We start from the raw sequence: 13,357 nt of genomic DNA on the forward strand, positions 1-13,357 counted from the left end.
CGAAAAATCATGTCTGAACACAGCTCGAAAATGCGTCAGGAGATTCTGGAAATCCCCGATGCGGTTGACCGGCTGCTGAGCCAAGGCGCGACCAACATAAAGGGTGCGGCAGCGCTGGTCAAAGAAGCCGATCCTCGGTTCCTGATCACTGTGGCGCGGGGATCGTCCGATCATGCCTGCCTGTATCTGAAATATGCCGCCGAGCTGCTGCTGAAGCTGCCTGCGGCGTCGGTCGGGCCGTCGGTCAGTTCGATCTATGACGTGGACTTGCAGGCCAAGGGGGCGTTGTGCGTGTCGGTGTCACAGTCCGGTCAAAGCCCGGATATCGTTGGAATGACACGATCGCTGAAATCCGGGGGCGGGGTGACTGTGGCCATCACCAACGATGAAAGCTCGCGATTGGCCAGTGTAACGGATGCGGTGCTGCCCCTTCACGCGGGGCCGGAACTGAGTGTGGCAGCGACCAAGACCTTTATCACTTCGCTTGTGACCGGGTTGTGGCTGCTGGCAGAGATCAAGGGCGACAGCGAGTTGTCCGGCGCGATCCGATCGCTGCCGGGCCATTTGGCGCAGGCCGCGCAGTGCGACTGGTCAGCGGTGGCCGAGGCGATCACGGGACGGTCGCTGTTCACGCTTGGTCGCGGTCCGTCCTTTGCCGTGTCCAATGAGGCCGCGCTGAAGATCAAGGAAACCTGCCAGATTCACGCCGAAAGCTATTCGGCGGCCGAAGTTCTGCATGGGCCGGTCTCGATTGTGGAAGAGGGCTTCCCCACCATCGTCTTCGCCGCAGCGGACGCGGCGGAACAGACAACGGCCGAGGCTGCCGACGCTCTGGCCGTCAAAGGGGCTGCGGTGTTCGCGGCGACCAACAGGGTTACCCGCGCACAGAGCCTGCCGGTGGCAAGAACCGATCACTGGCTGACCGATCCTATTGCCACCATCACCTCGTTCTACAGTATGGTCGAAGCCCTGGCCTGTGCCCGCGGAATCGACCCGGACGCACCGCGCCATCTGAGAAAGGTGACAGAGACGGTATGACCTCAGGTTCAGTGACATTTCGCAATGGGGCGCTGTTCGATGGCGGGCGCCTGCATTTCGGTCAGGCGGTGGTTTTTCATGATGGCGCGCTGGCCGCGCTTGAGCCTGAAGAGCGGGCGAAAAACCAAGGTCAGGTCATCGACCTGAACGGAGATACCCTGTGCCCCGGATATGTTGATCTGCAGGTCAATGGCGGCGACGGGGTGATGTTCAACGATGATCCGTCGGTTGAAACAATACGGCGGATTACTGATGCGCATCGCCGTCTGGGCGTGGCATCTTTGCTGCCGACCTTGATCACCGATACGCCCGAGAAAACGCAGGCCGCCATCCAGGCCGCGACAGAGGCGGTCCGTGCCGGTGTTCCGGGCGTGGCTGGGCTGCATCTGGAGGGGCCGCACCTCTCCGTTGCACGCAAGGGTGCGCATGACGGGGCGCTGATCCGCCCGATGGAGGACGCTGACCTGACGGCGCTGATCGAAGCGGCGGGGGAACTGCCGTGCCTCAAGGTGACCCTCGCGCCCGAATCCGTTTCCGAGCAACAAGTGAAGGCATTGTTCGACGCTGGTATTCTGGTGTCGCTGGGTCATACCGATGCGGATTTCGCGACCTGCCAGCGCTATGCTGCCGCGGGTGCGCGCTGTGTGACGCATCTGTTTAATGCCATGAGCCAGCTGGGCAGCCGCGAGCCGGGTCTGGTGGGGGCGGCGCTTGCCAATGGCAGCTTTTCGGCGGGTCTGATCGCCGATGGTATCCATGTTCACCCCGAGGTGATGCGCGCGGCGTGGGCCGCCAAAACCGCGCCAGGTCAAATCTTTTTGGTCAGCGATGCGATGGCTGTTGCGGGCACGGATCAGAACGCGTTCGGACTGGAAGGCCGCCGGATTGCGCGGACAGATGGGCGGTTGACGCTTGAGGACGGAACGCTGGCGGGGGCTGATCTGGACCTGACTACGGCCATCCGCAATCTTGTTACTCATGTGGGGGTGCCACTGCAGGAAGCGCTGGCCGCCGCAACGACTTATCCGGCATCACTGATTGGTCAAACGGCCGCACAGCCGTTGCAATATGCGTCGATGATCCGAATTTCGTCTGGTCTCGACACGTGTGACTGGCTTCCGGTGCAGATGTAGCGGGGCCGCTATACACGGTTCGCCGAGGCAGTGTGCGGAAATTGGAATCTGCCGTCGAACGGCGCTTGACGGCGTCAGGCGCATCGCTTAAACCGACCTGCGCTGAGCGGGCGTCGTATACTGGCTATTACCTCAGCCTTCCAAGCTGATGAAGCGGGTTCGATTCCCGCCGCCCGCTCCAAGTCAGCCCCAGAATACTGCGTCAAATGGCCCTGAGAAGGGGTCAATTCGCGTTGCGAAGCTTGACCCGGCGGTGCGCTGCCGCCAAGAAGCGGGCAAACGAATGCGAACATGAGTTAAGGACCAAGCATGGCAAGAAGAGCCTCAGCCAGTCCAGCGCAGCAATCCGCGCCAGGCGCCAGCGAAGAGCGCGCCGGATCCAAGAAGATTGGCGTTCTGGCGTCACTTTGGCCGTTCATGCTGCCGTACCGGTTGCTGATGATCGGTGCGACGCTGGCGCTGGTTTTGACCGCCAGCATGACCTTGACGCTGCCGCTGGCCGTACGTCGCGTGGTCGACAATTTCCGCATCGAAGACGGCGACTTGCTGGATTGGTACTTTCTGGCCGCGCTGGGCATTGCCGCAGTGTTGGCCGTAGGCACCGGCCTGCGCTATGCGCTGGTGACCCGTCTGGGCGAACGCGTGGTGGCCGATATCCGCAAGGCGGTGTTCGATCGCGTCATCGGAATGAGCCCCGAGTTCTACGAGCGCATCATGACCGGCGAGGTTCTGAGCCGTATCACCACCGATACGACGCTGATCCAATCGGTGCTGGGCTCGTCCGTGTCCATCGCCCTGCGCAACATGCTGTTATTCCTCGGCGGTTTGGTATTGATGCTGCTGACCTCGGCCAAGCTGACCGGGATGGTGATGCTGCTGATCCCGATTGTGGTGGTGCCGATTCTGCTGTTGGGGCGCCGTCTGCGTGTGATCAGCCGTGAAAATCAGGATTGGATTGCGGCGTCGTCCGGCAACGCGGGAGAGGCCCTGAGTGCGGTGCAGACCGTTCAGGCCTTCACCCACGAACAGGCCAGCCGCAAGCAGTTCGATGACATGACCGAAACGTCCTACGTGGTGTCTTTGCGTCGTATTCAGACCCGCGCGGTGCTGACGGTCATCGTGATTTTCCTGGTGTTCACCGGCATTGTCGGCGTGCTGTGGATGGGTGCCAATGACGTCCGCAATGGGGTGATGACCGAAGGGGTGCTGATCCAGTTCGTGATCTACTCGATCATTATGGCGGGTTCGGTCGCGGCCCTGTCGGAAATCTGGAGCGAGCTGCAGCGCGCCGCTGGCGCCACCGACCGTCTTGTCGAGCTGCTGAATGCGCAGGACACCGTCAATGATCCGGCCAACCCGGCCGCGTTGCCGTCACCGGTTCGTGGCGAGATTCGCTTTGACGACGTGACCTTCCGCTATCCCTCACGTCCTGATGTTGTGGCGCTGGAGCACCTGTCTTTGCAGGTCAATCCGGGTGAGACTGTGGCTTTTGTCGGCCCTTCGGGGGCGGGCAAGACAACCGTCATCCAGATGATCCAGCGGTTCTATGATCCGGCCTCGGGGCAGGTCATGCTGGACGGCGTTGATTTGCGTGACATCGACCGTGCCGACTTTCGCCGCCATATGGCACTGGTGCCGCAGGATCCGATCATCTTTGCCACCTCAGCGCGTGAGAACATTCGCTTTGGCCGTCTGGACGCCTCGGATGCCGAAGTTGAGGCCGCCGCCCGGGCCGCTGCTGCGCATGATTTCATTGCGGCCTTGCCCGAGGGCTATGACAGTTTCGTTGGCGAGCGCGGCGTGATGCTGTCGGGTGGCCAGAAACAACGCATCGCCATCGCCCGTGCGATCCTGCGCGACGCGCCGGTTCTGCTGCTGGATGAGGCGACCTCGGCGCTGGATGCGGAAAGCGAACGGGCGGTGCAGGGTGCCGTGGATAAAATGCGCGCGGGCCGCACCACGCTGATCGTGGCGCATCGGCTGGCGACGGTGAAAAAGGCCGACCGGATCGTGGTGATGGAGGCCGGCCGCATCGTGGCGCAGGGCACCCATGACGATCTGGTGGCGCAGGACGGCCTCTATGCCCGTCTGGCGCGCCTGCAATTCACCGACGGTATTGCCGCCGAATAAGGTGACGCTGGGGCACTACAGCTAAGTCCGCAGCGTCATTCTACCTCTTTGGTGCCTTCACAGCTAAGGCCTTTCTTGAACCTGCGCGGTTTTGCTTCCATCTTGACGGTGGATACAAAACCCGTGCCGGACACGGGAGAGATAAGGGAGGAACCGCATGGCCTTTGTGGGTTTGGAAGACAAGGCAAGGATGGAGCAGGAAATGTCGTGGGAGGACCGCGATGTACCGGTCACTTTCCACCAGTTACTGTCACGTACCGCAGAGAAATTCCCCAACAGCAATGCGATGAGCTTTCAGCTGTTGTCCGGCCCGACCGACAAGGCCGAGACGCTGACCTGGTCGGAACTGCTGGGCAAGGTCAATCAGGCCGCCAACCTGTTCCGGTCGCTGGGCATCGGCGAAAAGGACGTGGTGGCCTATGTGCTGCCGAATTGTAACGAAACGCTGATCACCATGATGGGCGGCGCGGTGGCCGGGATTGTCAATCCGATCAACCCGCTGCTGGAACCCGAACAGATCGCTGCAATCCTGCGTGAAACCGGTGCCAAGGTGGTGGTGACGCTGAAGTCCTTCCCCAAGACCGATGTGGCGCAAAAGGTTGAAGAGGCGGTGCGCCACGCGCCCAAGGTCAACACCATTCTGGAGATTGATCTGAACCGCTATCTGACACCGCCGAAATCCTGGTTGGTGCCGTTCTTGCGCCCCAAGATGGGGGACAAGGAGCATCTGGCCCACGCAGATTACAAGAACTTCAATCAGGAACTGGCCAAGCAGCCCACAACCCTGACCTTCGAGGACAGCAAGGAAGACCGTGTTGCCTGTTACTTCCATACCGGCGGCACCACGGGTATGCCCAAAGTGGCGCAGCACAAGTATTCGGGCCTGATCTACAACGGTTGGCTGGGCAACACGCTGCTGTTCTCGGATGAAGATGTCATCATGTGCCCGCTGCCGATGTTCCATGTCTTTGCCGTGCATGTGATCGTGATGGCGGCTGTGTCTTCGGGCGCGCATGTGGTCTTCCCGACCCCTGCCGGGTATCGCGGCGACGGGGTGTTCGACAATTTCTGGAAGCTGATCGAACGTTGGAAAGTATCCTTTATCATCACCGTACCCACGGCCATTGCCGCCAAGATGCAGCGCCCGGTGGACGCGGATATCTCGACGGTGAAAACAGCCTTCTCGGGCTCGGCCCCGCTGCCGGTTGAACTGTTCCGCCGCTTTGAAGACGCGACCGGCGTGACCATCGTCGAAGGCTATGGTCTGACCGAGGCGACCTGTCTGGTGTCGTGCAACCCTGTGGATGGCGAAAAGAAGATCGGCTCGATCGGGATCCCGTTCCCCTATACGGATGTCAAAATCCTGCAGGACGGGCCGGATGGCCCCAAGGAATGTGGCGCGAACGAGATCGGTGAGATCTGTATCTCGAACCCCGGTGTCTATGCGGGCAACACCTATACCGAGGCCGACAAGAACGTGGGCCTCTATCACTTCGACAAATATCTGCGCACCGGCGATCTGGGGCGGTTTGATGAGGATGGCTATCTGTGGATCACAGGCCGCGCCAAGGACCTGATCATTCGCGGTGGTCACAACATCGATCCGGCCGAGATCGAAGAGGCTCTGCTGGGGCATGACGCCGTCGCCTTTGCCGGCGCTATTGGTCAGCCCGACGCTTATTCGGGTGAGGTGCCTTGCGCCTTTGTCGAACTGGTCGATGGCGCCAGCGTGACCGAGAAAGAGCTGATGGAGTATTGCGGCGTGCATGTCCATGAACGCGCGGCGCAGCCCAAGCACATGACTATTCTGGATGAGCTGCCGAAAACCGCCGTAGGTAAGGTGTTTAAGCCCGAGCTGCGAAAACAGGCGATCACCCGCATCTATAACGGCGCGCTTGAAAAGGCCGGGGTGGATGCTCGTGTTGTCTCGGTTGTCGACGACAAGAAGCGCGGGCTTGTCGCGCAGCTTGACGCCAACGGCTCCTCGGAGGACGATGTCGGTAAGGTGCTGGGATCGTTTACCCGGCCATGGGAGTGGGCTGCCTGACCGCGGAGGTACAATGGATTATGAACGTCTGATCGATGAAGAAACCTGGGCGTTCATAAGACGAACGGCGGAAAGCTATCCTGACGACGCGGTCGATCTGTCGATCGCGGATCAACGCCGCGTCTACAACGAGATGTGTCAGGACTTTCGCCAACCCCGGCCTCCGGGTCTGGAGGTGCAGGACAGGTCCGCCGATGGCGTGCCTGTCCGCGTTTACACCGCCGGAGATCCAACGCGAACCGTCGTCTATTATCATGGCGGCGGTTTTGTTGTTGGCGGGTTGGACAGCCACGATGATGTCTGCGCCGAGATATGCGTACAGACCGGGTACCGTGTTGTTGCCGTAGATTACCGCCTGTGCCCCGAACATGTGCATCCCGCCCAGTTCGAGGACAGCTGGACTGCAGCGAACTGGGTGGCGACCGAGTTCGGCGACCCTCTGGTTCTGGCCGGGGACAGCGCCGGGGGGAACCTTGCGGCTGCGGTTGCGCAGCATGGCCGCGGGCGTCTTGAGGGCGTTCTGGGTCAGGTTCTGATCTATCCCGGATTGGGCGGCGACACATCGACCGGCTCTTACATCGAACACGCACAAGCACCGCTTTTGACGCTGGACGAAATTAAGTTCTATGAGAAAGTCCGCTGTGGTGGCACGGCGCCGCAAAACGACCCGACATTTGCGCCGTTGCACGATACCGATTTCTCGGCCCTGCCGCCGACCGTGGTCGTGACGGCGGATTGCGATCCGTTGCGCGATGACGGAGCGATCTATTGCGAGCAAATCGCGGCAGCCGGCGGGCAGGCGCATTGGATCAACGAACCCGGCCTCGTGCATGGCTATCTGCGGGCGCGAACCTCGGTAAAGCGCGCCGCAGACAGTTTCGAGCGGATATCGGTCGCCATCGAGGCGCTGGGCCAAGAAGTTTGGCCCTACGACTGATCTCTTATTTCAGGAACGGCGCGGCCTTCATCGTTTCGGCAATCGGTGCGCCCATGCGGTTCAGGATCGTGGGGGCCAGCTGTAACTGGTCGATTGCAGCGTCCGCGTCGGGGCCTTTTGCATCGCCAAAGTAGTACAGCGCGGTTTCCTGCTGCAACGGGCTGCGCCCGCCGTGGTGGCCGCGCTCATCCTGACCATGATCAGCAGTGACGATGACCTCATAGCCCAACTGCCGCCAGCGGGGGATGAAGGGCGCCAGCATCTCGTCCATCACGAAACAGGCGTGATCCATTTCCTCGCAATCGTGGAAGAACCGATGCCCCATGCTGTCCAGCGTGCAGGTGTGCAGGATGCCGTAATCCAGACCGAAACGCAGGCAAAGGTTGGTCAGAGACGCGAACAGGTCCACGTCACACGGCGTCATCTGATTGGCTTTGCCATAGCCGGTCATGGTGTGAAACCGGCCGTGGTTGATGGTCTTGCTGTCGGGTTCGTCATATTCGACATCGCGGACATAATCGAACGGATGGCGGTTGAAGAACTGTGACCAATAGCTATGGGTGACAGCTCCGGTCACGCCGCCGGCCTCACGCACCTGGCTGAAGACGTCCTTGTGGCTCAGGCGGAAGACGTTGCCATTGCCGGTGCAGCCATGTTCCTGTGGTGTGACGCCGGTATGGATCGACGCATAGCAGCTGGCCGAAGTCGACGGCAGCACCGAACGCAGCTTCCAAACCTGCGCCTCGCCACTGTCGACCCAACCTTCGAGGTTGCCGAACAACCGGCGAAAATTGCGCCACGGGACGCCGTCCAGAATGATGAGAAGGATTTTGCGGTCCATTTTCCGACCCTTTTCTTAAACACGTCAGGCGAGCCTAGGGGATTCGCCGCGCATGGACTGTCAATTCGCGCCCCGAATAGCAAAATCCCGACACCTGTTTGTGACACATGCCGGGATTTCGAAGCTTTTATGGGGACGGGGATCAGTTCCCGGCGCTCTCCATTTTACGGTGGGCGACCACCTCTTCCAGCCAGCCCAGATGCATCTCGGGCACCGAGCTGAGCAGCAAGTCGGTATAGTCGTCGAACGGCGGGCTCAGCACCTCGCTCTTTGACCCATACCGCGCCACACGTCCCTGATACATCACCGCGATGCTGTCGCTGATTGCGCGGACCGTCGCCAGATCGTGGGTGATGAACAGATAGGCCACATCCTCGATCTGCTGCAGATCCAGCAGCAGTTTCAGAATGCCGTCAGCCACCAGCGGATCCAGCGCCGAGGTGACCTCGTCGCAGATGATCATCTTGGGCTTGGCCGCCAGCGAGCGTGCGATGCAGACACGCTGTTTCTGACCGCCCGACAGTTCCGCCGGATAGCGATCGATGAACTTTTCGCCCAGTTCGATCTCATCCAGCAATTCGACGATCCGCTTGCGCTTTTCGGCACCGCGCATGTTGAAGTAGAACTCCAACGGGCGACCGATGATCGTACCAACGGTCTGACGCGGGTTCATCGCCGTATCAGCCATCTGATAGATCATTTGCAGCTCACGCAGGTCTTCCAGCGACCGTCCCTTCAGATCGGGGCTCAGCTTGCGCCCGTTAAAGGTGATCTCACCATCACGCGGCGGCAGCAGGCCGGTGATCACACGGGCCAGCGTCGACTTGCCCGAACCGGATTCACCCACAACCGCCAGCGTCTGGCCTGGATGAAGCTCGACATTGACGTTGTGCAGCACGTCGAAGTTCAGACCCTTGTAGCGCGCGGTGATGCCGTCAACGCTCAGCACCGGTTCGGGCGTGGGTTTCTTCTCTTCGTGCTCGATCGACCGCACCGAGACCAGAGCTTTGGTATAGTCTTCCTGCGGGTTGTTGATGATCTGATCGGTGTTGCCGTATTCGACCGTGTTCCCCATCCGCAGCACCATGATGTCGTCGCTCACCTGCGCCACAACCGCCAGGTCGTGGGTGATGTAGAGCGCGGCAACGCCAGTCGCTGCGATGGCTTCCTTGATGGCCATCAGAACATCGATCTGAGTGGTCACGTCCAAGGCCGTGGTGGGTTCGTCAAACACCACCAGATCAGGCTCGGGGCACAGCGCCAGCGCTGTCATGCAACGCTGCAGCTGACCGCCGGAAACCTGGTGCGGGTAGCGGCTGCCGATATTGTCCGGGTCGGGCAGACCCAGCTTGGCGAACAGTTCACGCGCGCGGGCTTCGGCCTCTTTGCGGGTGAATTTCTTCTGTTCGACTGCGGCTTCGACCACCTGATCCATGATCTTCTTGGCCGGGTTAAACGAGGCGGCGGCGGATTGGGACACATAGGTGACCTCACCCCCGCGCAGCTTGCGGATATCCCCATGAGACGTCTTGAGGATATCGCGTCCGTTGACCCAGACCTCGCCGCCGGTGATTTTCACGCCACCCCGGCCATAGGCCATCGAGGCCAGACCGATGGTGGATTTACCGGCACCGGATTCGCCGATCAGACCGAGCACCTTGCCGCGTTCGAGGTCAAAGCTGACCCCGTGCACGATTTCGATGTCATGGGGCTTTTCGCCCGGCGGATAGACGGTCGCGCCGATCTTGAGGTCGCGGACCTTGAGAAGGGTATCACTCATCCCCGGCCTCCTTTCAGCGATGTGGTGCGGTTCAGGACCCAGTCAGCCACGAGATTGACCGAGATGGCCAGCGTCGCGATGGCCACAGCGGGGTACAACGCCGCGCCGATGCCATAGACGATACCGTCCTTGTTTTCCTTCACGATGCCACCCCAGTCCGCCAGCGGCGGCTGAACGCCCAGACCCAGGAACGACAGGGTCGAGATGAACAGAACCATGAAGATGAACCGCAGCCCGAACTCAGCCACCAGAGGCGACAAGGCATTGGGCAGGATTTCCCGGAAGATGATCCAGCCCCGGCCTTCACCGCGCAACTTGGCGGCCTCGACATAGTCCATCACGTTGATGTCCACGGCCACCGACCGCGACAGGCGATAGGGCCGCGTGGCGTCCAGCAGGCCCATAACAAGGATCAGGATCGGAACGGTCACCGGAACGATTGCCAGAATAACCAGCGCCAGGATCAGTGTCGGGATCGACATGACCAGATCAACTGCCCGGCTGAGCACCTGATCGGCCCATCCGCCCAGCACGGCCGCCAGCAGACCCAGAGAGGTGCCGGTGACAAAGCTGAGGATCGTGGCTGCCGCGGCGATAAATATGGTCGTACGGCCACCGTAGATCATGCGGGTCAACAGATCGCGCCCGATGTTGTCGGTGCCCAGCAGATGCTCGGCGCTTGAGGGTTCCCACACATCTCCGACCACTTCGGCCATGCCGTAGGGGGCGATCAGGGGGGCTGCGAAGGCTATGAAAAAGTACAGCCCGGTGAAAAACAGACCGATCATAGCCGAAATAGGAACATTCTTCATCATTTCGGATGCCTCAGTCTTGGGTTGGCGAGGATCGACACAATATCGGCCACCATGTTCAGCCCAATATAGACGGCGGCAAAGACGACTCCGCAGGCCAGAACGACCGGCACGTCACGTTTGGTCACCGAGTCCACCAGATACTGCCCCATACCGGGGTACACGAACACTACCTCGACAACGACGACGCCGACGACCAGATAGGCCAGGTTCAGCATCACGACGTTTACGATGGGCGAGATTGCGTTGGGAAACGCATGGCGTGCAATGACCTGAAAGTTCGACAGGCCCTTCAGCTCGGCCGTTTCGATATAGGCCGATTGCATCAGGTTCAGGATCGCGGCGCGGGTCATCCGCATCATCTGCGCCAAAACTACCAGCGTCAGCACGAAGGCAGGCAGGGCGATGGTATAGAGCTTTTCCCCGAAAGACATTGAATCATTGATCATAGCGAGCGAAGAAAACCAGCCCAGTTTCACCGAGATGAAGTAGATCACCAGGTAGCCGATCAGGAATTCGGGGATCGAAACAGTTGTAAGCGTGACAGCGGAGATTAGTTTATCCGGCCAGCGGTCGCGGTACCGGACGGCCAGCAAACCCAGAAAGATGGCAAGTGGAACCGATACGATGGCTGCAACACAGGCCAGAAACAGCGTGTTCCCCAGCCGTTTTCCAATGCTTTCCGCGATATCGAGTTTGTTAGTCAGGGACTGACCCAGATCACCCTGAAGAATGCCGCCCAGCCACTCGAAGTAACGGGTCAGGGCAGGGCGGTTGAGGCCCATCTCTTCGCGCAGGTTGGCCAAAGATTCGGGGGTTGCGGATTGACCAAGGACAGCTTGGGCAGCGTCCCCGGGAAGAGCTTCGGTGAGGCCGAAAATCAGAGCCGATGCACCAAAGAGCAAGAGGATTCCCAGCGCAAGGCGCTGGGAAACCAGTTTGATGACGGGATGCATTGTCCTGAGCCCGTATCAGGCGAACCACATTTTGCGTGAGGCCTGGCCACCCATCAGTTCATCATACGGATCCGGCTCCCAACCAGCCAGTTGGTCGCTGACACCGTCAATGAACTGGTTGAACATCGGGCAAATCAGGCCGCCTTCTTCGTTAAGCAGCCGACCCATCTGAGAGTAGATCTCTTTCCGCTTGGCGGTGTCGAGCTCTCCTTTTGCCTGATTCAGCATATCGTCGAACTCGGGCCGTTTCCAACGTGTGTCGTTCCAGTCGGCGGTCGAGAGGTACGCGGTGGTGTACATCTGATCCTGTACCGGACGGCCCGTCCAGTAAGAGGCGCAGAACGGTTGGACATTCCAGACCTCGGACCAGTAGCCATCACCCGGGACACGTTCGATGACAAGTGGGATACCGGCCTGATTTGCCGTTTGCTGGAAGAGCGCCGCAGCGTCCACCGCACCCGGGAATGCAACATCCGAGGTACGCAGAACGATCGGTGATCCGTCGTGGCCGGACTTCTTGTAGTGCTCGGCTGCCTTTTCAAGATCAAACGGGCGCTGAGGGATTGTATCGTCAAACAGCGGATAGGCCGCATTGATCGGCATGTCGTTGCCAACAGACCCATAACCCTGCAGGATCTTTTCAACCAGCTCTTCGCGGTTGATCGCATATTTCAGAGCCAGCCGCAGATCGAGATTGTCGAACGGGGCGGTATCCGAATGCATGATGAATACGTAATGCCCGCGACCCGTCGTAGGCTGTACGCTCAGACCCGGCGCGCGGCCCAGAAGATTGGCCACCTTGGGCTCAACCCGGTTGATAAGGTGAACCTGACCGGACTGAAGCGCCGCGGTACGTGCGGTTGCATCGTTGATGGCAATAATTTCGACACTGTCAAAATGGCCGTCATCCGCCCAGTAATTGTCGAATTTCGTGTAAACGTGACGCACACCCGGCTCGTTTACTTCCATCTTGTATGGCCCTGTGCCGATCCCCGCGCCCGGATTATCGAGGCCACCGTCCGGCTGAATGATCAGGTGATAGTCTGCCATGAGGTAAGGCAAATCAGCATTCGGGCTGTTCAACGTGACTGAGAACACGTCGCCGTCTGTCTTCATCGACTCGATCTCTTTCATGATGCCCAGGGCACCGGATTTCGAGTTCTCGTCCGAATGGCGCTGCATGGTTTTCAGCACATCTTCGCTGGTCAGTGTCTTGCCGTTGTGGAATTCGACACCAGGGCGGATTTTAAAGTTCCACACCTTGGCGTCAGCGCTGGCTTCCACGCTTTCGGCCAGACGTGATTCAATCGAGCCGTCCGGCGCTACGACCACCAGAGTGTCACCAAATTGGCGACCGTTGAGAGCAGGCACTTGGCTGGCGTAGGTCGCCGGGTCCAGAGAGTTCGTCGATTCGCCACCGACCGAGCCGATCTTCAGGTCGCCGCCCTTTTTCGGGCCAGCCGCGCGTGCGGCATCTGCAAACATGGTGCTGGCCATGGCCGCAGAAACACCCAAAGCCGCAGCTTTCCCCATGAATTCGCGGCGGGTGAGCTTGCCGGCTGTGACCTGTTTGGTCATGTGAGTGATTTGTTCGTTCATCATGGTCTCCCGGTTGATTGGATTGTTGCCCTTTTGGGCTTTTTATTGACGCGTGAGTCAAAGTAGGCGGAATTCGGTCGGACG

10 protein-coding genes and 1 tRNA gene are annotated in these 13,357 nt (G+C 60.0%); 6 read left to right on the top strand and 5 right to left on the bottom strand.

The annotated features are described in order from the left end of the window. Nucleotides 1–9: 9 nt before the first annotated feature. The 6 genes from ACOQFT_RS17820 to ACOQFT_RS17845 all read left to right on the top strand — a co-directional run bounded on the left by ACOQFT_RS17820 (nt 10) and on the right by ACOQFT_RS17845 (nt 7,285). Nucleotides 10–1,038: an SIS domain-containing protein gene (locus tag ACOQFT_RS17820; protein ID WP_421599222.1), complete on the top strand. Its 1,029-nt coding sequence runs from the start codon at nt 10–12 to the stop codon at nt 1,036–1,038. Further along, nucleotides 1,035–2,171, top strand: coding sequence for an N-acetylglucosamine-6-phosphate deacetylase (gene nagA / locus ACOQFT_RS17825; RefSeq protein ID WP_421599223.1), 1,137 nt, complete (start codon nt 1,035–1,037; stop codon nt 2,169–2,171). Before ACOQFT_RS17820 ends, nagA begins: the two co-directional genes overlap by 4 nt. 106 nt (nt 2,172–2,277) lie before the next feature. Beyond that, nucleotides 2,278–2,352 (top strand) — tRNA-Gly (locus ACOQFT_RS17830). A 128-nt stretch (nt 2,353–2,480) separates the two neighbouring features. Further along, nucleotides 2,481–4,301, top strand: a complete 1,821-nt coding sequence (locus tag ACOQFT_RS17835) for an ABC transporter transmembrane domain-containing protein (protein WP_421599224.1) — start codon at nt 2,481–2,483, stop codon at nt 4,299–4,301. Between the two features lie 157 nt (nt 4,302–4,458). Continuing rightward, the gene (locus ACOQFT_RS17840; protein WP_421599225.1) at nt 4,459–6,348 is read left to right on the top strand and encodes an acyl-CoA synthetase; all 1,890 of its coding nucleotides are present in this window, start codon (nt 4,459–4,461) and stop codon (nt 6,346–6,348) included. A 13-nt stretch (nt 6,349–6,361) separates the two neighbouring features. Continuing rightward, nucleotides 6,362–7,285: an alpha/beta hydrolase gene (locus ACOQFT_RS17845; protein ID WP_421599226.1), complete on the top strand. Its 924-nt coding sequence runs from the start codon at nt 6,362–6,364 to the stop codon at nt 7,283–7,285. Between the two features lie 4 nt (nt 7,286–7,289). On the opposite strand, the gene ACOQFT_RS17850 is transcribed toward ACOQFT_RS17845, so the two are convergent. From ACOQFT_RS17850 to ACOQFT_RS17870, 5 genes are all read right to left on the bottom strand, one after another. Continuing rightward, entirely contained in the window at nt 7,290–8,126 is an 837-nt protein-coding gene (locus ACOQFT_RS17850; RefSeq protein WP_421599227.1) for an alkaline phosphatase family protein, read from the bottom strand. A 142-nt stretch (nt 8,127–8,268) separates the two neighbouring features. After that, on the bottom strand, nt 8,269–9,906 hold the full coding sequence (locus tag ACOQFT_RS17855) for an ABC transporter ATP-binding protein (protein WP_421599228.1): 1,638 nt from the start codon (nt 9,904–9,906) through the stop codon (nt 8,269–8,271). Beyond that, complete coding sequence (locus ACOQFT_RS17860) at nt 9,903–10,718, bottom strand: ABC transporter permease (protein WP_170326022.1); 816 nt, start codon at nt 10,716–10,718, stop codon at nt 9,903–9,905. Before ACOQFT_RS17860 ends, ACOQFT_RS17855 begins: the two co-directional genes overlap by 4 nt. Further along, a complete protein-coding gene (locus tag ACOQFT_RS17865; RefSeq protein ID WP_421599229.1) occupies nt 10,718–11,674 on the bottom strand; it encodes an ABC transporter permease in 957 nt (318 codons plus the stop codon). Before ACOQFT_RS17865 ends, ACOQFT_RS17860 begins: the two co-directional genes overlap by 1 nt. Before the next feature lie 15 nt (nt 11,675–11,689). Next, nucleotides 11,690–13,273 carry an ABC transporter substrate-binding protein gene (locus tag ACOQFT_RS17870; protein WP_170440973.1) on the bottom strand — a complete coding sequence of 528 codons (1,584 nt, stop codon included), beginning with the start codon at nt 13,271–13,273 and terminating at the stop codon, nt 11,690–11,692. Nucleotides 13,274–13,357: the final 84 nt, after the last annotated feature.

The organism is Ruegeria sp. MALMAid1280, assembly GCF_049195285.1.
Taxonomy (GTDB): Bacteria; Pseudomonadota; Alphaproteobacteria; order Rhodobacterales; family Rhodobacteraceae; genus Ruegeria.